The following is a 19,584-nucleotide window of genomic DNA, read 5'->3' as shown; positions in this document are numbered from 1 at the left end:
ATAACAGATTTATAGTTTATTGCAATACTCTATTAAGAGTAAAAAATCGTTTTAATAATCCATATTTAATCACTAATTTTGCCAAATGCAAAAAATTAAAAATTTAGCGTATTTAATTGTAATGCTTTTAATTGTATCTTCATGTGGAGAATATAATAGAGCATTAAATAAAGGTACAGTACAAGAACAATATAAAATGGCTGTAAAAATGTACGAAGTACAAAAATACAGCAAAGCTTTACGTTTGTTTGAAAAAATAACGCCTTCTTACCGTGGTAAACCACAAATGGAACGTATTCAATATATGGTGTCTCAATCTAATTTTAATGAAAAAAATTATGGATTGGCAGGATATTATTTTAATAGATTTACAAAAAATTATCCTAAAAGTTCTAAAAGAGAAGAGGCTGCATTTTTATCAGCATTGAGTTATTATAAAGCAGCTCCTAGTTTTAGTTTAGATCCAACAGATACTCAAAAAGCGCTAGAATCTTTTCAGTCTTTTATTGATAAATATCCAAATTCAGATAAGCAAGAAGAGGCTAATAAATATTATGCTGAATTGCGTAATAAATTAGAAAAAAAGGCTTTTGAAATAGCAAAAGTATATTATACTACAGCTGGATATGACTCTAGAAATTACAGGGCTGCCATTGTAGCTTTTGATAATTTATTGGAAGATTATTTAGGGACAAAATACAAAGAAGAAGCATTGTACTATCGTTTAAAGGCTACACACGATTTTGTGTTAAAAAGTACACAACGTAGAAAACCTGAAAGAATTAAAGCTGCGATAAAAGCATACGATAAGTTAAAGAGAAGCTTTCCTGAATCTAAATTCATGAAAGAGTCAAATGAAATGTTGGCAACATTAAATAAAGAACAAGAACAATTAGTTAAAAGTTAAAAAATGGATTATAAAGAAACGAAAGCGGCATTAAGTACTATTACTTATAACAAAGAAGCTATCGAAGCTCCAACAGAAAACATCTACGAAGCTATTTCAGTTATCGCTAAAAGAGCAAATCAAATTAATTCTGATTTAAAAAAAGAATTAGTTGATAAGTTAGATGAATTTGCTACGTATAACGATAGTTTAGAGGAAGTTTTTGAAAACAAAGAACAAATTGAAGTTTCTAAGTTTTACGAGCGTTTACCAAAACCTCACGCTATTGCAGTTGAAGAGTGGTTAAACGATAAAGTATATCACAGAACTCCAGACGCAGAATAATATGTCTGTATTAAGCGGTAAAAAAGTATTACTTGGCGTTACCGCAGGTATTGCCGCATACAAAACAGCGAACTTAGTTCGTTTATTTATAAAATCGGGCGCAGCAGTCAAAGTAATAATGACTCCTGCGTCTAAAGATTTTATTACTCCACTTACACTTTCTACTTTATCAAAAAATCCAGTTCATTCAACTTTTTACGAAAAAGAAGATGAAAATGAATTATGGAATAACCACGTTGATTTAGGACTTTGGGCTGATATTATGATAATTGCTCCGGCAACCGCAAATACCTTGTCTAAAATGACAAACGGAACTTGTGATAATTTATTATTAGCAACCTACTTATCAGCAAAATGCCCTGTATATTTTGCACCTGCGATGGATTTAGATATGTATATTCACCCATCAACAAAAGTGAGTTTAAATACATTGCAAAGTTTTGGTAATATTTTAATTCCTGCCGCTTCAGGAGAGCTAGCCAGTGGTTTAGTTGGTGAAGGACGAATGGCTGAACCAGAAGATATTGTTTCTTTTATAGAAAAAGATATCGTATCTAAATTACCACTTCGTGGAAAGAAGGTATTAATAACAGCAGGCCCAACTTATGAAGCGATTGATCCAGTTAGGTTTATTGGAAATCATTCATCAGGAAAAATGGGGTTTGAAATAGCAAAAACAGCAGCTAATTTAGGAGCAGAAGTTTTTTTAATAGCTGGTCCATCACATCAAAAAGTAAAACACTCATTTATTCATCGAGTTAATGTAAAATCAGCTCAAGAAATGTACGATGCCTGCCATAAATATTATGCAGATGTTAATATTGCTATATTATCGGCTGCTGTAGCAGACTATCGTCCAAAAAATGTAGCTACTCAGAAAATAAAAAAGAAAGATTCAGCGTTAGTAATAGAGTTAGAGCCTACGAAAGATATTTTAAAATCTTTAGGTGAAGCAAAAAAACAGCAATTATTAGTTGGTTTTGCGCTAGAAACTAATAATGAAGTTGAAAATGCAAAGCGTAAAATAACCAAAAAGAATTTAGATTTAATTATTTTAAATTCATTACAAGATAAAGGAGCTGGTTTTGCAACTGACACTAATAAAATTACAATTATTGATGCCGATTTTAATCAAAAACCATTTGAATTAAAATCAAAAAGAGCAGTATCTGTTGATATTGTAAATGAAATCATCAATAAAATTAGTTAAAAAAATCGATGCTTTTTAATATAGTTTTGATTTTATGAAACTTAAATTAAAATCAATTTGATAAACAAACTTATAGTAAATGCGTAAAATTATATTCTCTTTTTTTATAATAGTATCAATTTTTACAGTTAATTCACAAGAGTTAAACGCATTAGTTGTTATAAATACCGACAAAGTTCAAAGTAGTAATAAACAAGTTTATGAAACATTACAAAAATCATTAACCGAGTTTATAAATGATAAGCAATGGACTAATAAGAAATATAAACAGCAAGAAAAAATTAACTGCGCATTTACCATTATCGTAAATGAACAAAGTGGCAATAACTTTAAAGCAACTTTGCAGGTACAATCTACACGGCCAGTATATAATTCTAGTTACGCAACACCTGTTTTAAATATTAATGACACCAATTTTAATTTTCGTTATAACGAGTTTGATCCATTAAATTTTAATCCTAATAATTACGATTCTAAGTTAGTTTCATTAATCGCATTTTATGCATATACAATCATAGGTGTAGATGCTGATACCTTTGCTTTAAAAGGCGGTACACAATACTTAAAAGTAGCTGAAAGTGTAATGTTACAAGCACAATCAAATGGAGAATTGGGTTGGCAAAATGAAGTAGGTAAACAAAACCGTTTTGCATTAATTGATAATTTATTATCTTCAAAATTTAGTACACTAAGAACTATTTATTACAACTATCATCGTAAAGGGTTTGATTATTTTTCAGAAGACAAAACCAAAGCGAAAGAAACTATACAAAACAATGTAATAATGTTAGATAAATTATATAATGTTGGTATAGGTAATTACATGATTCGTATTTTTTTAGATGCAAAAGGTGATGAAATCTCAAGTGTTTTTTCTGATGGAAAGCCAGTTAAAAATACACAAAAAATGTTGAGTGTTTTAGATAAAATTGCGCCTACTTATAAAAATAAGTGGAAAACAATTAATTAAAAATGAAGAGAATAGTTTTTGTCATAATTCTTACAATCATAATGTTATATGTGATTTCTAGAGGAATTATTAATGATAAGCTCAATAGTATTGAAAGCTTTTTATTAGCTTTTGTACTTTTATCAATTATAATTGGTAACTTATTATCAAGAAGAAAAAAACAATAAAGATCTCTTATTTTTAAGTATATATATATCCACTAAAATACGTATTTTTATCTTTTAAAAAAGATGAAATTTGCTTACACATTTAACCATACATAATTACGCATTAATCAATCAGTTGTCGATTGATTTTTCAAAAGATTTATCAATCATCACAGGTGAAACTGGAGCAGGAAAGTCAATTTTACTAGGAGCTTTAGGCTTGGTTATGGGAAATCGTGCTGATTTATCATCGTTAAAAAATGCTGAAAAAAAGTGTATTATCGAAGCTAAATTTGCTGTTGAAGGCTATGCTTTACAAAGTTTATTTGAAAAGTTAGATGTTGATTATGAAGCGGAAACAATTATCCGTAGAGAAATTCTTCCCTCAGGAAAATCAAGAGCTTTTGTAAATGATACGCCAGTAAATTTATCGGTTTTAACAGCTTTAAAAACAAAGTTGATCGATGTTCATTCGCAGCATCAAACCATGCAATTATCTGATACAAGTTTTCAGTTTTCGGTAATTGATGCCTTGGCAAAAAATCAAGCAAAAATAGCATCCTACAAAAGAGGAATACGTAAATACTCACAATTACAAAAAGAGTTAAAAACGCTTCAGACTGAAACCGAAAAATCTAACGAACAGTATGAGTATAATTTGCATTTATTTAATGAGTTAGAAGAAGCTAAATTAATTAAAGGTGAGCAACAAGAATTAGAAGAAAAACTAGAGCGTTTAAATAATATTGAAGAAATAAAACTTAGTTTATCAGAAGCTCTGGCTATAACAACAAATGAAGAAATAGGGCTACAAAATTTACTGTATTCATTAGAAAATAACTTGCAAAAAATAAATAGTTATTCAAAAAAGTATGAAGAAATAGCCAGTAGAGTAACGAGTATAAAACTAGAGTTAGACGATGTGGTTACTGAGCTAGAAAATGAAAATGAGAATGTTGATTTTAATCCGAATGAAATTGAAGAATTAAATGATCGATTACAATTAATTTATAATTTACAAAAAAAACATTCGGTAGATTCTATTAAAGAATTAGAAATTATACACCAATCCTTAGCTAAAAAAGTAGCACAGGTTGAAGATGCTGGAACTATAATTGAAGCTAAGAATAAAGAAATAAGTGAGGTTGCTAAAAAATTAGATGATGTAGCAGCGATGATAACTAAATCTAGAAATAAAGCGATTCCAAAACTGAAAAAGCAGTTAGAAGCTTTACTTAAAGAGTTAGGAATGCCTAATGCTCGTTTTTTAATTGAATTAAGTGATTCAGAAGAGTATTTTACTAACGGAAAAGACATATTATCATTTTTGTTTTCAGCAAACAAAGGCGGAAACTTTGGTGAGCTTAAAAAGGTGGCTTCCGGTGGAGAGTTATCTAGAATAATGCTTTCTATCAAAAAAATACTATCAGAAAACATACAGTTGCCAACTATTATTTTTGACGAAATTGATACAGGAGTTTCAGGAGAAGTATCAAATAAAATTGCAAAAATTATGCAAGATATGGGCGTAAATATGCAAGTAATAACCATTACACATTTACCACAAATAGCCGCAAAAGGAGTACAGCATTACAAAGTATTTAAAGGCGAAGAAAAAGGAGTTACAACCTCTAATTTAAAGTTATTATCTTATGATGAGCGAGTGGTTGAAATAGCAGAAATGTTAAGTGGAAAAGACATTTCTGAAAGTGCATTAACACATGCAAAAGAATTATTAAATTAAAACTATATTTGTTTAACAAACGAACAACTATAGATTAAAACACATAAATATGTACAATTTATTAAAAGGAAAAAAAGGAATCATTTTTGGAGCTTTAGATGAAAATTCTATTGCATGGAAAGTTGCAGAACGTGCGCATGAAGAGGGTGCCGAATTTGTTTTAACCAACGCACCGATAGCAATGCGTATGGGGCAAATTAAAGAGTTAGCTGCTAAAACAGGTTCAGAAATTATACCAGCAGATGCTACTTCAATGGATGATTTAACAAACTTAGTTGAAAAATCGATGGAAATTTTAGGAGGTAAAATCGACTTCGTTTTACACTCAATTGGTATGTCGGTTAATGTTCGTAAAGGACGTCATTATACCGATTCTAAATATGACTTTACTACTAAAGGATGGGATGTTTCAGCAGTATCTTTTCATAAAGTAATGAATGTTTTATACAATAAAGAAGCTATGAATGAGTGGGGAAGTATTGTTGCGTTAACTTACATGGCAGCGCAAAGAGTTTTTCCTGATTATAACGATATGGCAGATAATAAAGCTTATTTAGAAAGTATTGCTCGTAGTTTTGGTTACTTTTTTGGACGCGATCAAAAAGTACGTGTAAACACCATTTCTCAATCACCAACACCAACCACGGCTGGGCAAGGAGTTAAAGGTTTTGATGGGTTTATATCATATGCCGAAAAAATGTCTCCACTTGGCAATGCAACCGCTTTAGAGTGTGCAGATTATACAATTTCTTTATTTTCTGATTTAACTAAAAAGGTAACTTTACAAAACCTATTTCATGATGGCGGTTTCTCAAATATGGGAGTTAGTGATGCTGTAATGGAAAAGTTTGAGTAGTTTTTATAAAACTTAGAATATAATAAAAATGCAAATCGTTAGGTTTGCATTTTTATTAAATAAAACTATTAAAATGAATACTATTTTAAGCATCGAAAAGGAGCTAGTCCCTTTAAGAAAACAATTAAAAAACCATGAATTATATACATCATTAAAAAATATAGATGATGTAAAAATATTTATGGAATCACATGTTTTTGCAGTATGGGATTTTATGTCACTATTAAAAGCCTTACAAGAAAAATTAACATGTACTACGTTACCATGGTTTCCTGTTGTAAATTCTAAAACGGCAAGATTTATTAATGAAATAGTTTTAGGAGAGGAAACAGATGTAAATGAATTAGGAGAGCCTAAAAGTCATTTTGAAATGTATATTGATGCAATGAAACAAGCTAAGGCAAGTACAATTGAAATAGCTAGTTTTATAAATAATATTATTGACGGAAATACGATTGAAAAATCATTAAATGAAGGCTCGGTTTTAAACGAGGTTAAAGAATTTGTATTGTTTTCTTTTAATGTTATTGATACACAACAACCACATATTATAGCGGCTAGTTTTACTTTTGGAAGAGAAGATGTTATTCCTGATATGTTTTTAGAAATTATTAAGAATACAGAAGAAAATACAAGTTTAAACTATAGCAAATTAACCTATTATTTAAAAAGACATATAGAGTTAGATGGCGATGAACATGGTCCATTATCTTTACAAATGATTGAAGAATTATGTGGTAATGATGAACAAAAATGGAATGATGTTTTATTTTACGCAAAAGAATCTCTTAAAAAAAGAATTAATCTTTGGAATGGAATATCTACACAAATAAAAAATAACCATGTAGTTTAATGAAGTTGAAATTTTCTTTAATAATACCTGTTTACAATCGTCCGAAAGAGATAGAAGAGTTATTAGAAAGTCTTACGAAACAAGATTTTTTAGATGATTTTGAAGTTATTATAGTAGAAGATGGTTCAGAAAATTCATCACATAAAATTGTAAACAATTATAAAGATAAACTTAATTTAAACTATTTTTATAAAGAAAATAGCGGAGCAGGAGCAAGTAGAAATTATGGAATGCAACAAGCTACCGGAAATTACTTTATCATTTTAGATAGTGATGTTATTGTTCCGTCACAATATTTATCCGAAGTAAAAAAAGCTTTAGAAAATAACTTTACAGATGCTTATGGCGGTCCAGATGCTGCTCATAAAAGTTTTACACCATTACAAAAAGCAATTAATTATTCGATGACGTCGGTTTTAACTACAGGCGGAATTAGAGGTAAAAAGAAAGGTATTGGTAAGTTTCAACCTCGTAGTTTTAATTTAGGATTATCTGAAGTAGCTTTTAGTAAAACAAACGGATTTTCGAAAATGAAAACGGGTGAAGATATCGATTTAACATTTCGTTTATGGGAAAACGATTTAAAAACACAGTTAATAGAAAAAGCCTTTGTGTATCATAAACGCAGAAGTACAATAGGTCAGTTTTTTAAACAAACATATTCATTCGGAACAGCAAGACCAATTTTAAATAAAAAATATCCAGAAACTGCTAAGATTACGTATTGGTTTCCGTCTTTATTTATTATCGGATTTGATATTAGCATTATTCTTGCATTTTTTGGTTATTGGCAGTTTATTGCTTTTTATGGATTTTATTTTACGTTATTATTTATAGATGCATTAATTCAGAATAAAAATATAAAAGTAGCTTTTTTAAGTATTATAACTTCTTTTACGCAATTTATAGGCTATGGTTTAGGTTTTTTAGAATCGAAGTTTATAAAAAAATAAAACTCCCAATTTCTTGGGAGTTTTATATTAAATAATTTCTAAAATATTTTCTGGTGGACGACCTATTACAGCTTTATTACCATTAATAACAATTGGTCGCTCAATAAGTTTAGGGTTGTTAACCATTGCTTTTATTATTTCTGCATCAGATAATTCTTTTCCTTTAAATTCCTCTTTCCAAACTTTTTCATTCTTACGAACTAATTGAATAGGAGTAATATTTAATAAGTTAATAATTTCGTTTAGCTCTTTTTCAGAAGGAACATTGTCTAAGTATTTTACAACCTCAAATTCTTTACCAGAGTTTTCTAAAATTTCTAATCCGCAACGTGATTTACTGCATCTATTATTGTGAAATATTTGTATCATTTTGTTTAATTTTTATCAGTTTGAGTGATTTTAGATTTTAAGAGAAAATTATAGCGAGAACTTTATTATGAATTATCTTTTTGTCCGTTTAACATTAAATAGGATTTTAAAAACGGATTAATATCTCCATTCATAACATTATCTACATTACCAGTCTCATGTCCCGTTCGTACATCTTTTACTAACTTATAAGGATGCATTACATAATTACGAATTTGACTTCCCCATTCGGTTTTTAATTTTCCTGCTTCAATGTTTTCTCTTGTAGCTAAACGTTTTTGTAATTCAATTTCATATAATTGCGATTTTAGCATTTTTAAGGCAGTTGCTCTGTTATCATGTTGTGAACGTGAGTTAGAACACTGAATTTGAATTCCGCTTGGTTTATGTGTTAGTTGCACTTTTGTCTCTACTTTGTTAACATTTTGTCCACCGGCACCACTAGAACGTGCAGTAACAATTTCTATATCAGCAGGATTTATTTCAATTTCAATACTATCATCAGCCACAGGAAAAACATATACAGAGCCGAATGTGGTATGTCGTTTTCCGTTACTATCAAAAGGAGAAATACGCACCAAACGATGCACGCCATTTTCACCTTTTAACCATCCGAAGGCATAATCGCCATCAATCTCAATAGTAACTGTTTTTACACCTGCAACATCACCTGCTTGGTAATTGAGTGTTTTTAATTTAAAACCTTGCTTTTCTGCCCACATGGTATACATGCGCATCAGCATTTCTACCCAATCACAACTTTCGGTACCTCCAGCACCAGCAGTAATTTGAATGGTTGCGCTTAAATTATCTCCTTCATCAGAAAGCATATTTTTAAACTCAATATCTTCTAAAAATGTAGCCGTTTTTTCAAACTGTTCTATAACTTCATTTTCATCAACTTCACCTTCTTTATAAAAGTCATACAGAATTGTAAGATCCTCGTTTAATGTGATTACATTGTTGTAATCTGAAACCCATTTCTTTTTAAGTCGAAGGGATTTCATTAAAACTTCAGCTTCTTTTGGGTTGCTCCAAAAATCAGGATCGGCAGTTTTTTCTTCTTCATTATTTATTTCTATTAACTTCTTGTCAATTTCTAAATAAGCTTTTAACTTGCCAATTCGTTCAGTAATATCTTTTAACTGTTCGTGTGTAATCATACAACAAAAATACATTTTAAAACCGTAGATAAAAATGGAAATAAATTTAATAAGCGATACAGTTACCAAACCAACAACATTAATGATGGAGGCAATGATGAATGCTGAAGTAGGTGATGATGTTTTTGGTGCTGATCCGACGGTAAACGCATTGCAAGAAAAGGTTGCTAAAATGTTTAATATGGAAGCTGCTTTGTTTTTTCCTTCAGGTACGATGGCAAATCAGACAGCTATAAAAATACATACACAACCTGGTGATAGAATGTTTTGTGATAAGTGGGCACATGTATATAATTATGAAGGCGGTGGCGCTGCATTTAACTCAGGAGTAACCTCTCATTTAATAGATGGGCATAGAGGTATGTTTACAGCCGATCAATTAAAACAAGCAGTATCTGGTAGATCAGATATTCATGCACCATACAGTCGTTTAGTTTGTATAGAAAACACCACAAATAAAGGAGGTGGTGCTTGCTGGGATTTTGAAGAGTTAAAAAAGATTCAGAAAATATCAAAAAAAAATAATTTAGCGTTTCATTTAGATGGAGCGCGTTTATTTAATGCTTTGGTTGCTAAAAATGAAACTCCTGCGCAATATGGAGAATTGTTTGATACGATTTCTATTTGTTTGTCTAAAGGATTAGGAGCGCCTGTAGGTTCTATTTTAATAGGAACTAAAAAGGATATGGAAAAAGCGTTACGTGTGCGTAAATTATTTGGAGGAGGAATGCGACAAGCTGGTTTTTTAGCAGCAGCAGCAATTTATGCGTTAGATAATAATGTAAATCGTTTGGCAGAAGATCATCAAAAAGCACAACAGATAGGAACTGTTTTAGAAGGATGTTTATACGTAACAAAAGTCGAGCCTATTGAAACCAATATTATTATTTTTTATGTAGATGATAAGATTGATCCGATGGATTTTATCAATAAAATGGCAACAAAAGGTATTTTATTAATTTCGATGGGGGAAGGGAAAATACGAATTGTTACGCATTTAGATTTTACAGACACAATGTTGACTGTTTTATTAAAAGAGCTTAAAAATTTTTAGAAAAAGATTCTTATAAAAGGAGAAAAAGCATTTGCATAAATGCTTTTATCTTCTTCGTATAGTACATCATACTGAACACCAAAAGTAACTTTACCAGTAATATAAGCGACTCCAATATTTAAAGAAGGATAACTATAGTTGTCTTTAACGGTACCAATTTTTTTACTAACATAGGATTGTAAAAGCTCACCAGAAAATTCTATTTCTGGTATTGGTCTGTATAAAGTAATAACACTAGCAGAATACATATTTGCACTATAGTTACTACTTTTATTGTATAGGTAGCCGATACTACCTCCCAATGAAAACTCTTCATTAAAATCATAAACAGCGCTAGGTGATATAGAAAGAGTAGTTGTATTACTACCAAAACTAAAACCAAAACTACCACCAAAACGTGTGTTGTTCCAAAAACTAGACTCTTGAGAAAAGCTAAAAAGTGAATAAAAGAAAATACTAAACGTAATTAGGGTTTTCATAACAAATTAATTTTTTATAAAAGTAAGTAATTAAAATTGTTATAGTAAATAATTTTTAAACAAAAAAATAATTCTATATGTTATAGTTTATTGATTTTAACTAATTATTTGCAATTATTATCTATTCTAATTAATTCTTTGTAATTCTTATCTAATTTACGTAATAAAATACCATAAAGTAATTGGTAGAAGAGCCAAAAAAGCGCTAAGAAGATTATTAAAAAAACAATTTGAGTAACTAGCATTATTGTAAAAAAGCTTGAATCACTAATATTAATATTGTCATTATTAAAAACTTCTTTTAATTTATTTTGATCGCTAAAAATAATGACGTTAACAATAATAGATAAAATGATAAAAGTAATTAAGTTATAGTAAACATATATTTTTACAGTTTTACGAACGTTAAATATCTTTTTTAGTAACTCTTTTGTACCGTCCATTATAGAAATAGATGAGTGATTTTTATAAAAAATATATAAAAATATAATTATCACTAGATAATGAATATAATAAGTAATATTTAAAAATGTAATTAAGTTTAATTTTTCATAAACTTCCATATAGCTACTGTTAGAAGTAAAAAAATTTAAAATTAACCAAAAAGAAAACTCTAGTATTCCAATAATAAAAATCCATTTTACGATTGATGATGACTTGGAATGTGCCATTTTATAGATATCAACTTTAGAAACCGTATCAGTTTCTTCAGGTTGATTATTCCATGCTTTTTTATATTTATCTAAATCCATTAATTATGGGTTTAATACTTTTTTTAATTTATCTTTTGCTCTATTCATTTTTACACGAGCATTTACTTCACTAATACCTAAGGTTACAGATATCTCTTTATAAGGCTTATCTTCTAAGTATAAAAATATTAGTGCTTTATCAATATCATTTAACTTTCTAATGGCATTGTATAATGCTTTTAGTTGTAACTCTTCTGTTTCGTCATAATCTTCCGCTTTAATTTTAAAAGCATATTCGGTAATATCTCTAGTTTTTACTGTTCTAGTTGATTTTCTGTATAAAGAAATAGCTGTGTTTAAGGCAACCCTGTACATCCAGGTACTAAATTTAGCATCTCCTCTAAATTTACTGTAGTTTTTCCATAGTTGAATTGTTACCTCCTGAAACAAATCATTATGAGCATCTTGGTTTGTCGTATAAATTCTACATACCTTATGCACAATGTTTTGATTGGCTTCAAAATCAGATAAAAATTTATTTTCTAATTCTTTATTCACTAAGTTTAGTATCGTTGATTAGTTACAAGTCGCTCAAAAATACAAATTGTTACAGTTCATCCTTAAAAAAATACGGTTCAGTTTTTTTTAGTTTTAAAAACGATAGATCAGTAGCATATTTGTAGTGTAATTAACCATAAAAATATAAGAAATGAAATTTTTAACATTAGTTTTAATCGGAACACTACTTTTTATATCAAAAAATATAATTGCTCAAAATAACACAATAACAGCAACTGTAGTTAATGCTACATCTAACAAAGGAAAAATAAGTTACGCACTATTTACAAAAGATAATTTTAGAGGTAAACCTTTACAAGCTATCTCATCTAAAATAAAAGAGAACAAAAGTGTAGCTGTTTTTAAAAATGTACCAACTGGTGAATATGCAATTATCTGTTTTCATGATAAGAATAATAATGACAAAATGGATTTTGAACCTAATGGGATGCCAATAGAAGATTATGGGGTTTCTAACAATGCGATGAATCGTTTTGGTCCACCTGAATATGAGCAAGCAAAATTTAAGGTTACTGATAAAAATGTATCTTTAAAAATTAAATTTTAGAAACACAAATACAATGCAAAAATATACATCGAATACATTTATAGACTTAAAAAAAGATTTATTAGTATGTTTAAAACTTACAATTGTTTTTGGGGTTATTTTTACAATAATAAATCAACAGTTTACGCTTAAAGGTGCTGCAATTGTGTTCTTGTTTTCAGCAATGTATTCGTTTATATTAGGCTTAGGTAATGGATTAATTAATAATTATTTAAATACTAGGTGGAACTGGGCTACACAAACTAATGAACGAGTTTGGGCAGGTATAATTGCAACTATTTGTTATACTGTTATAGCGGTTTTGTTAATTCATTATATACAATTTGTATTAATTTTTAAACATAAGTTTTCTGATTTTTTTGATGGAAAATTATTTTGGTCGCATTTATTTGCGATTATAATTTCTTTAGGAATTGCAAGTTTTTTTCATGCACGTAGTTTTATGATTAATTGGAAAGCGTCATTAAAACAAGAAACAACACAACATGAAATAGTTGCGAAAACTGAAACCGCAAAGTTTGAAACTTTAAAAAGTCAGTTAGACCCTCATTTTTTATTTAATAGTTTAAATGTATTAACATCATTAATTGGCGAAAATCCAAAGCAGGCAGAAAAATTTACCACAAAATTATCAAAAGTATATCGGTATGTTTTAGAGCAACGTAATAAAGAGTTAATTCCGTTAGAAGAGGAGTTAAGGTTTGCAAAAACATATATGGAGTTATTACAAATGCGATTTGAAGATGCTGTACAATTTAATATTCCAACCACGGTAAGTAACTTAGATTTAAAAATAGTACCATTATCATTACAATTATTGTTAGAAAACGCAGTAAAACACAATGTAGTTTCATCGGCAAAACCTCTAGAAATTTACATTTTTGAACAAGATGGTTTTTTACAAATTCAAAATACGGTTAATCCTAAAGAAGCAATTGGAAAAAGCACAAAAGTTGGATTAAGAAATATAGCCGATAGGTATGGTTTAATTACTAATAAACGAGTAGAAATTAAAAATAACAATAAAACATTTACAGTGAGTTTACCGCTGTTAATAAAAACAAATAATATGTCGTTAGATTCAAAAAATATAGAAAACAGCAAGTATGTAAGAGCTGTTGAAAGAGTAGAGAAATTAAAGGAGTTTTATCAAAATTTAGCATCTTATTGTATTGTAATTCCTTTTTTAATATTTATAAATTTACGATTTTCACCAGGTTTCCATTGGTTTTGGTTTCCAATTTTTGGATGGGGAGTTGGATTAACCTTCCACTTCTTAGAAGTAAATAATTACAATATCTTTTTAGGAAAAAATTGGGAAGAACGAAAGATTAAAGAAATGATGAAAGATGATAAAAATTATAAATAAAATGGAAGATAGAGAACCACAGCAATATATTCAAGCTCAAAAAAGAGTTAAAAAGATTAAAGGATTTTATACACATTTAACAATTTATTGTATCGTTATACCAATAATTATTTTTGCAAATTTAAAATTTGAACCACATTTTCATTGGTTTTGGTTTTCATTAATTGGTTGGGGAACAGGACTTTTTTGTCATTTTTTAAGTGTTTTTGTATTTAGTAAAACAAGTATAGTAAAAAACTGGGAAGAACGTAAGATTAAAGAAATAATGAATGAAGGTAAAAAAAATAAATAAGATGGAAATAGATTATTCAGAAGAACAAAAATATATTTTAGCAAAAAAAAGAGTTGAAAAAATTAAAGGTTTTTATATTCATTTAGCCGTTTATATAGTTGTCAATATTTTTATATCAGGAATTATTGTGTTTGGTTTAACTAGTGAAGATAAACTTAGTTTTCTAGAAGCAGTTACTCATTTCGGAACCTATTCAACTTGGTTGTTTTGGGGGATAGGATTATTTTTTCATTGGTTAGGAGTTTTTGGGTCTAATTTGTTTTTTGGGAAAGATTGGGAACAAAAAAAGATAAAGGAATACATGAACGATAATGATTTTTAATTATGAAATTAACAAATGACTATATAAAAGCCGAAAAACGAGTAAAAAAAATTAAAAATTTTTACAATCACTTACAAATATTTGTAATTATGATGCTAATATTAGCAGTTTTTTCAAATACAATATTTAATTTTTTTGAAAGCCATATTCATAATAAAGGAACTTTAAAATGGGCGAAATCAAATATTTGGATAAATTGTTTATTATGGGCTTTCGGGGTTTTAGTTCACGGACTATATGCTTTTAAAAATAAAATTACTTTTTTTGAAAATTGGGAAAACAAAAAAGTAAACGAGTTTATGAACGAAAAATAAGTAGTAGTATGGAAAAGATGAAAAATCAATCAGAAAAATACTTGAAAGCACAAAAAAGAGTTGAAGATATTAAAAGTTTTTATAAACATTTAGCTGTATATGTGTTGGTTAATTTATTTTTTATAGGAAGAAGAATTTATAAAGATATTCAATTTGGAGCTTCTGTAAAAGAAGCATTAACAGAGGCAAGTAATTATAAATTGTTTTTTATTTGGGGATTATTTTTAATTTTTCATGCTATTAGTACTTTCGGAATTGTAAATTTACTCGGTAAAAACTGGGAAGAGCGGAAGATTAAAGAATACATGGAAAAAAACTAACTTTATAAGTAATGAATGTAATTATTATTGAAGATGAAAAGCCGGCGGCAAGGCGTTTAAATAGAATGTTATCTGCCTTAAGTATAGAAGTAAAAACCATGTTACACTCTGTTGAAGAGTCTATTAATTGGTTTCAAAATAACAAACATCCTGATTTGATTTTTTTAGATATTCAATTATCAGACGGATTATCATTTGAAATATTTGAAGAAATACAAGTAAAATCGGCTATCATTTTTACCACGGCTTATGATGAATATGCTTTGAAAGCTTTCAAATTAAATTCGATAGATTATTTATTAAAACCCCTTGATGAAGATGAGTTAAAATCTGCTGTTGATAAGTTTAAAGATAATCAAACAAAACAATCAGATGTAAAGGTAAATATTGATGATATTAGAAAATTATTGATAAACCCGGTTGATAGAAAATTTAAAAAACGATTTACAATCAAAGTAGGGCAGCATATAAAAATTATTCATGTTGATGAAATTGAATGTTTTTACTCAGAAAACAAAGCAACCTATATTCATACAAACTCAAACCGAAATTATTTAATCGATGATTCTCTAGAGCATTGGCAAGAGCAATTAAATCCTGAAAATTTTTTTAGAGTAAATCGTACTTTTATTGTACATATAAATGCTATAAAAGATATTGTTTCATATACAAATTCACGATTACAATTAATTTTACAATCGTATGCAGAAGCTGAAATTATCGTAAGTAGAGAACGTGTAAAAGATTTTAAAAATTGGATTGATTAATGTTTTTTAGCTTTTATAAAATCGGTAATTAAATAACTTATAAATTTACCTACTTGATTTGTTGCAGTAGGATCTTGCATAACAGCCGGAGCACCTTCGCAGATATGAATGTAATTTGCATTTTTATTTTTAGCAAAATAATGCACAAATTGTCTTGCTTGTTGTGATGTAAAACCACTAGGTGTCATTGCACTACTTGGAAAATTTTGTATGCAATCTAAATCTATTTCTATGCCAAAAGGTTTTTCTTGAATAAAATTCTGGGCACGTAACAATTCATTTTTAAACGGAATCGATTTGTAAATTTCTAATTCTTCATAGGTGTTGTAATCAATATTTACATTGGTATGTATATAATCAAAAACGTATTGTGGAGTATAGTTTTCATGTAGTCCAAACATAAAATATTTATTTAAATACTTGTGTTCAATTGCATACGAAAACCCGTTACCGCTATGACGTTCTTCTAAACGACGTAAATCAGTATGTGCATCTAAATTAATTACATTTATTGCTTGCTTTTTGCCTTCAGATAGTCCTTTTAAATTACCATAAGCATTGTTATGACCACCACCAATTACTATCGGAATTTTATTAGCTTCAATAATTGTTTTAATTATAGAGGATAATTCTCTATCAATAGCTTTTACCAATAAATCGCCTTTTTCTCTATCAGAACCATCAAAGTTTAAAGTTTCTTTTAAAAAATTTAAATAGCCTAAAACAAGAATTTCTTTACCGTTGATAAATTGATTTTCTTGTGTGTTTAAAAATGATTTTAATGTAGGTGTAAATGCAGTGTGCGCTCCGCCATTACCATAATTCATTTTTACTCCAATATCTTCAGGGGCACCAATAATAACAAATTTGGCAGATGTAAGATGTATGTTTTCAAGATTAGAAATTGTTTGTACAGATTGTCCTAATTTAGTTTCTCCTTCTCGCAGACTTACAAAACTGGTAATATCATTTTTAGAAAATAGCTGAAGCATTTTAAATTTCTTTTCCGTTAATAAATACTGAGTCGATTAAAACCGAACCGAAGTTATACGGAATAGCACCGTAGCTCAAAATATCTTTGGTAACAATAAAATTAGCTTTTTTACCAATAGTAATACTTCCTACTTCGTCAGATAAGTTCATGGCATAAGCACCGTTTATAGTAGCGGCATTTATAGCTTCTTCTGGAGTCATTTTCATTTTTATACAGGCTGTTGCTACAACAAAATTCATATTTCCAGATGGGGTAGAACCAGGATTAAAATCGGTAGCTAAAGCCAAAGGTAAGCCAGCATCTATAATTTTTCTAGCAGGTGTGTACGGAATACTTAAAAAATACGAACAAGAAGGTAGTGCAACAGGCATTGTATCGGTACCTTTTAAAGTTTCGATATCATCAGTGTTCATCACTTCTAAATGATCTACTGATAAGGCATTGTGTTTTACGCTAACTTGAACCCCGCCAATTGTTGTAAATTGATTTACATGAACTTTAGGTGTTAAGCCATATTTTTTACCAGCTTCTAATATTCGGTCAGTATCTGCTACCGAAAAGTAACCAGTTTCACAAAAAGCATCAATAAAATCAGCTAAATTTTCTTCAGCTATTTTAGGTAACATTTCATTAATAATTAAATTAATATAACCTTCTTTGTTGTCTTTAAATTCTTTAGGAAAAGCATGGGCCCCTAAAAAAGTAGCTTTGATCGGTAACTTATAATTTTCACGTAGTCTTTTAATAACACGTAACATTTTTAATTCAGCACCAACTGTTAAACCATAACCTGACTTTATTTCTACAGAACCTGTACCAAGTTTCATAACTTCTTCTAAACGTACAGTAGATTGTTGGTATAAATCTTCTTCAGAAGTGTTTTGTAGTTTTTTAGCCGAATTTAAAATACCACCACCTTTATTTGCTATTTCTTCGTAGGTTAACCCATTAATTCTATCAACAAATTCTTGTTCTCTGTTACCGGCGTAAACAATATGTGTATGAGAGTCACACCAAGTAGGTAAAATCATTTTACTGGCACAATCAATTGTTCTATCAGCAGAAGATGATAAATTATCCATAAGACCAAAATCAAGAATCTTATCATCTTTAATCAGTAAAAAAGCATTCTTAATGGTAGGTAAAATGCTCATTTCTTTACCTGAAGCTTTTTTTATTGAAGCTTCTCTTACTTGAATTAATTCTTTAATGTTAATAAATAAAGTTGTCATGTAAATTACTTAAAATGTATTGTACAAATTTAGGGTAAAAAGATAAAAACAACTTGTTTTCTATAATTGAAATTTAAAAAATATGTTTATTGCTTTAATAAAGAAAACGTATTCATTTCTTAACATTACAATTATAAACACTCTTAAGTTGTTTGCTTTGAATATTAATAATGATTTAAGGGTGCTTCATATGGTTTTTCTATATTTACATAAACTTGTTTTTTATTTTTGTATTGATGATATTTGAATATATATAGTGTTTTGAAAAATGTATAAATGTTAGATTTAACAACTTTCGTTTACCCTCTGCTTTTAATGTATTTATATTGCTCTTCGAGTAAATCATTTTTACTACAATATATGTCAGTTATTTTTATGGCGCGACAATTTTTCGCAAAAATTGTCGGGCTTTCACTCCTCGCTTTTTAGCTTTACCAAGCAAAAAGAGCTCAAACAGATCGTTCAATCCCTCGCGCAAAACTATTTAAAGATGATTATATAAAATAAAAAACAGCTAACTATCTAAAAAACAATACACAGTAAAAAACATCAAAAAAAACATAAAATAAAGCATTGTCATGTTAAAAAAGGGATCTATATTTGCACCCGCTAAGGGAAAAACGCAAGTTTAAGATTAGTAAAAGTTCATAAAACATTGTTAAGATATCATCAAGAAAAGATTAAAAATAAGTTGCAAATAACTTGTTTAAATCAAAAGAAAGAAAGTATCTTTGCAGTCCGTTTAAAACTCGGAAGTTCATTAAAAACATCGCGAAAATAAACTAAAAAAAACTTCAAAAAAGTTTTGTCAGTTTTTAAAAAGTTTATATATTTGCAACCGCTTTAAGAAAGCGAAAACGATCAGAGAAATTTTGGAATGATTTGGTAATAAAATCAGTTAGTTCGAATCTAGCATTTCTACAAGAAGTCTGAGAAGATAATCAAGTTGAAAATACTTGCGAGTGTCGACTCGACACGTTCATTGAAAATATTGAAATTGACAGCGTAAACAAAGAGTAGAATAACCATGTTTAACTTCGTTAAACAAATTCTTTTGAAACTTATTCATTAATATTATTTAAAATATACAATGAAGAGTTTGATCCTGGCTCAGGATGAACGCTAGCG

Annotated in this window: 24 protein-coding genes; 17 read left to right on the top strand and 7 right to left on the bottom strand. The window is 28.8% G+C overall.

Translation table 11 applies throughout. From position 1 onward, the window contains the following. The first annotated feature begins 85 nt into the window (after positions 1-85). The 9 genes from BA195_RS07325 (at position 86) to BA195_RS07290 (ending at position 7,963) form a co-directional block, all read left to right on the top strand. A complete protein-coding gene (locus BA195_RS07325) occupies positions 86-907 on the top strand; it encodes an outer membrane protein assembly factor BamD (RefSeq protein WP_068704027.1) in 822 nt (273 codons plus the stop codon). 3 nt (positions 908-910) lie between these two features. Next, complete coding sequence (locus tag BA195_RS07320; RefSeq protein WP_068704026.1) at positions 911-1,231, top strand: DNA-directed RNA polymerase subunit omega; 321 nt, start codon at positions 911-913, stop codon at positions 1,229-1,231. 1 nt (position 1,232) lies between these two features. Continuing rightward, on the top strand, positions 1,233-2,441 hold the full coding sequence (gene coaBC / locus BA195_RS07315) for a bifunctional phosphopantothenoylcysteine decarboxylase/phosphopantothenate--cysteine ligase CoaBC (RefSeq protein WP_068704024.1): 1,209 nt from the start codon (positions 1,233-1,235) through the stop codon (positions 2,439-2,441). Positions 2,442-2,520: 79 nt separating this feature from the next. After that, positions 2,521-3,411, top strand: coding sequence for a type IX secretion system protein PorD (gene porD / locus BA195_RS07310; RefSeq protein ID WP_068704023.1), 891 nt, complete (start codon positions 2,521-2,523; stop codon positions 3,409-3,411). Positions 3,412-3,413: 2 nt separating this feature from the next. Continuing rightward, positions 3,414-3,578 carry a hypothetical protein gene (locus BA195_RS14385; RefSeq protein WP_176714969.1) on the top strand — a complete coding sequence of 55 codons (165 nt, stop codon included), beginning with the start codon at positions 3,414-3,416 and terminating at the stop codon, positions 3,576-3,578. A 70-nt stretch (positions 3,579-3,648) separates the two neighbouring features. After that, entirely contained in the window at positions 3,649-5,301 is a 1,653-nt protein-coding gene (recN, locus tag BA195_RS07305; RefSeq protein ID WP_068704021.1) for a DNA repair protein RecN, read from the top strand. A 49-nt stretch (positions 5,302-5,350) separates the two neighbouring features. After that, a complete protein-coding gene (locus BA195_RS07300; protein WP_068704018.1) occupies positions 5,351-6,157 on the top strand; it encodes an enoyl-ACP reductase FabI in 807 nt (268 codons plus the stop codon). A gap of 73 nt (positions 6,158-6,230) precedes the next feature. Next, complete coding sequence (locus BA195_RS07295; protein WP_068704794.1) at positions 6,231-7,010, top strand: DUF3050 domain-containing protein; 780 nt, start codon at positions 6,231-6,233, stop codon at positions 7,008-7,010. Next, complete coding sequence (locus BA195_RS07290) at positions 7,010-7,963, top strand: glycosyltransferase family 2 protein (protein WP_176714968.1); 954 nt, start codon at positions 7,010-7,012, stop codon at positions 7,961-7,963. Before BA195_RS07295 ends, BA195_RS07290 begins: the two co-directional genes overlap by 1 nt. Before the next feature lie 27 nt (positions 7,964-7,990). Here the strand turns inward: BA195_RS07290 and arsC are convergent, their stop codons facing one another. Together arsC and prfB are read right to left on the bottom strand one after the other, a co-directional pair. Further along, positions 7,991-8,332, bottom strand: a complete 342-nt coding sequence (arsC, locus tag BA195_RS07285) for an arsenate reductase (glutaredoxin) (protein ID WP_068704016.1) — start codon at positions 8,330-8,332, stop codon at positions 7,991-7,993. 65 nt (positions 8,333-8,397) lie between these two features. Continuing rightward, on the bottom strand, positions 8,398-9,495 hold the full coding sequence (prfB, locus tag BA195_RS07280; protein ID WP_068704015.1) for a peptide chain release factor 2: 1,098 nt from the start codon (positions 9,493-9,495) through the stop codon (positions 8,398-8,400). Between the two features lie 34 nt (positions 9,496-9,529). Between prfB and BA195_RS07275 the strand changes: the two genes are divergently transcribed. Continuing rightward, on the top strand, positions 9,530-10,549 hold the full coding sequence (locus BA195_RS07275; RefSeq protein WP_068704014.1) for a threonine aldolase family protein: 1,020 nt from the start codon (positions 9,530-9,532) through the stop codon (positions 10,547-10,549). Here BA195_RS07275 and BA195_RS07270 read toward each other — a convergent pair. From BA195_RS07270 to BA195_RS07260, 3 genes are all read right to left on the bottom strand, one after another. After that, positions 10,546-11,028, bottom strand: coding sequence for a hypothetical protein (locus BA195_RS07270; protein ID WP_068704013.1), 483 nt, complete (start codon positions 11,026-11,028; stop codon positions 10,546-10,548). The genes BA195_RS07275 and BA195_RS07270 overlap by 4 nt on opposite strands. A 104-nt stretch (positions 11,029-11,132) precedes the next feature. Next, entirely contained in the window at positions 11,133-11,780 is a 648-nt protein-coding gene (locus BA195_RS07265) for a hypothetical protein (protein WP_068704011.1), read from the bottom strand. Between the two features lie 3 nt (positions 11,781-11,783). Beyond that, positions 11,784-12,278 carry an RNA polymerase sigma factor gene (locus tag BA195_RS07260; RefSeq protein WP_068704010.1) on the bottom strand — a complete coding sequence of 165 codons (495 nt, stop codon included), beginning with the start codon at positions 12,276-12,278 and terminating at the stop codon, positions 11,784-11,786. A gap of 151 nt (positions 12,279-12,429) precedes the next feature. On the opposite strand from BA195_RS07260, the gene BA195_RS07255 reads away from it, so the two are divergent. The 7 genes from BA195_RS07255 to BA195_RS07225 are packed head-to-tail and all read left to right on the top strand — an operon-like array spanning position 12,430 to position 16,230. Next, positions 12,430-12,846, top strand: a complete 417-nt coding sequence (locus BA195_RS07255) for a DUF2141 domain-containing protein (RefSeq protein ID WP_068704009.1) — start codon at positions 12,430-12,432, stop codon at positions 12,844-12,846. Positions 12,847-12,859: 13 nt separating this feature from the next. Then, positions 12,860-14,215, top strand: a complete 1,356-nt coding sequence (locus BA195_RS07250; RefSeq protein WP_068704008.1) for a 2TM domain-containing protein — start codon at positions 12,860-12,862, stop codon at positions 14,213-14,215. Next, complete coding sequence (locus BA195_RS07245) at positions 14,196-14,507, top strand: 2TM domain-containing protein (protein ID WP_245662331.1); 312 nt, start codon at positions 14,196-14,198, stop codon at positions 14,505-14,507. The genes BA195_RS07250 and BA195_RS07245 overlap by 20 nt, the downstream gene beginning before the upstream one ends. A 1-nt stretch (position 14,508) precedes the next feature. Beyond that, complete coding sequence (locus tag BA195_RS07240; RefSeq protein ID WP_068704788.1) at positions 14,509-14,829, top strand: 2TM domain-containing protein; 321 nt, start codon at positions 14,509-14,511, stop codon at positions 14,827-14,829. A 2-nt stretch (positions 14,830-14,831) separates the two neighbouring features. After that, positions 14,832-15,143: a 2TM domain-containing protein gene (locus BA195_RS07235; RefSeq protein ID WP_084443116.1), complete on the top strand. Its 312-nt coding sequence runs from the start codon at positions 14,832-14,834 to the stop codon at positions 15,141-15,143. A gap of 17 nt (positions 15,144-15,160) precedes the next feature. Continuing rightward, positions 15,161-15,463, top strand: coding sequence for a 2TM domain-containing protein (locus BA195_RS07230; protein ID WP_176714967.1), 303 nt, complete (start codon positions 15,161-15,163; stop codon positions 15,461-15,463). Between the two features lie 11 nt (positions 15,464-15,474). After that, positions 15,475-16,230, top strand: a complete 756-nt coding sequence (locus BA195_RS07225; protein ID WP_068704007.1) for a LytR/AlgR family response regulator transcription factor — start codon at positions 15,475-15,477, stop codon at positions 16,228-16,230. Here BA195_RS07225 and BA195_RS07220 read toward each other — a convergent pair. Further along, positions 16,227-17,222 (bottom strand): formimidoylglutamase, encoded by a 996-nt coding sequence (locus BA195_RS07220; RefSeq protein ID WP_068704005.1) that lies wholly within the window; start codon positions 17,220-17,222, stop codon positions 16,227-16,229. The two genes, BA195_RS07225 and BA195_RS07220, sit on opposite strands and share 4 nt — an antisense overlap. 1 nt (position 17,223) lies before the next feature. After that, positions 17,224-18,456 carry an imidazolonepropionase gene (gene hutI, locus BA195_RS07215; protein WP_068704004.1) on the bottom strand — a complete coding sequence of 411 codons (1,233 nt, stop codon included), beginning with the start codon at positions 18,454-18,456 and terminating at the stop codon, positions 17,224-17,226. Positions 18,457-19,584: the final 1,128 nt, after the last annotated feature.

This window comes from Tenacibaculum soleae (assembly GCF_001693415.1).
GTDB classification, from domain to species: domain Bacteria; phylum Bacteroidota; class Bacteroidia; order Flavobacteriales; family Flavobacteriaceae; genus Polaribacter; species Polaribacter soleae.
Note: the sequence above shows the minus strand (reverse complement) of the source record. Positions and strands in the feature narration are given on the sequence as shown.

Bases quoted from the DNA above. Each gene is read 5' to 3' on its own strand.
- BA195_RS07325 (WP_068704027.1), top strand. From the start codon at position 86: ATGCAAAAAATTAAAAATTTAGCGTATTTAATTGTAATGCTTTTAATT.
- BA195_RS07320 (WP_068704026.1), top strand. From the start codon at position 911: ATGGATTATAAAGAAACGAAAGCGGCATTAAGTACTATTACTTATAAC.
- coaBC (WP_068704024.1), top strand. From the start codon at position 1,233: ATGTCTGTATTAAGCGGTAAAAAAGTATTACTTGGCGTTACCGCAGGT.
- porD (WP_068704023.1), top strand. From the start codon at position 2,521: ATGCGTAAAATTATATTCTCTTTTTTTATAATAGTATCAATTTTTACA.
- BA195_RS14385 (WP_176714969.1), top strand. From the start codon at position 3,414: ATGAAGAGAATAGTTTTTGTCATAATTCTTACAATCATAATGTTATAT.
- BA195_RS07300 (WP_068704018.1), top strand. From the start codon at position 5,351: ATGTACAATTTATTAAAAGGAAAAAAAGGAATCATTTTTGGAGCTTTA.
- BA195_RS07295 (WP_068704794.1), top strand. From the start codon at position 6,231: ATGAATACTATTTTAAGCATCGAAAAGGAGCTAGTCCCTTTAAGAAAA.
- BA195_RS07290 (WP_176714968.1), top strand. From the start codon at position 7,010: ATGAAGTTGAAATTTTCTTTAATAATACCTGTTTACAATCGTCCGAAA.
- arsC (WP_068704016.1), bottom strand. From the start codon at position 8,332: ATGATACAAATATTTCACAATAATAGATGCAGTAAATCACGTTGCGGA.
- prfB (WP_068704015.1), bottom strand. From the start codon at position 9,495: ATGATTACACACGAACAGTTAAAAGATATTACTGAACGAATTGGCAAG.
- BA195_RS07275 (WP_068704014.1), top strand. From the start codon at position 9,530: ATGGAAATAAATTTAATAAGCGATACAGTTACCAAACCAACAACATTA.
- BA195_RS07270 (WP_068704013.1), bottom strand. From the start codon at position 11,028: ATGAAAACCCTAATTACGTTTAGTATTTTCTTTTATTCACTTTTTAGC.
- BA195_RS07265 (WP_068704011.1), bottom strand. From the start codon at position 11,780: ATGGATTTAGATAAATATAAAAAAGCATGGAATAATCAACCTGAAGAA.
- BA195_RS07255 (WP_068704009.1), top strand. From the start codon at position 12,430: ATGAAATTTTTAACATTAGTTTTAATCGGAACACTACTTTTTATATCA.
- BA195_RS07250 (WP_068704008.1), top strand. From the start codon at position 12,860: ATGCAAAAATATACATCGAATACATTTATAGACTTAAAAAAAGATTTA.
- BA195_RS07245 (WP_245662331.1), top strand. From the start codon at position 14,196: ATGATAAAAATTATAAATAAAATGGAAGATAGAGAACCACAGCAATAT.
- BA195_RS07240 (WP_068704788.1), top strand. From the start codon at position 14,509: ATGGAAATAGATTATTCAGAAGAACAAAAATATATTTTAGCAAAAAAA.
- BA195_RS07235 (WP_084443116.1), top strand. From the start codon at position 14,832: ATGAAATTAACAAATGACTATATAAAAGCCGAAAAACGAGTAAAAAAA.
- BA195_RS07230 (WP_176714967.1), top strand. From the start codon at position 15,161: ATGAAAAATCAATCAGAAAAATACTTGAAAGCACAAAAAAGAGTTGAA.
- BA195_RS07225 (WP_068704007.1), top strand. From the start codon at position 15,475: ATGAATGTAATTATTATTGAAGATGAAAAGCCGGCGGCAAGGCGTTTA.
- BA195_RS07220 (WP_068704005.1), bottom strand. From the start codon at position 17,222: ATGCTTCAGCTATTTTCTAAAAATGATATTACCAGTTTTGTAAGTCTG.
- hutI (WP_068704004.1), bottom strand. From the start codon at position 18,456: ATGACAACTTTATTTATTAACATTAAAGAATTAATTCAAGTAAGAGAA.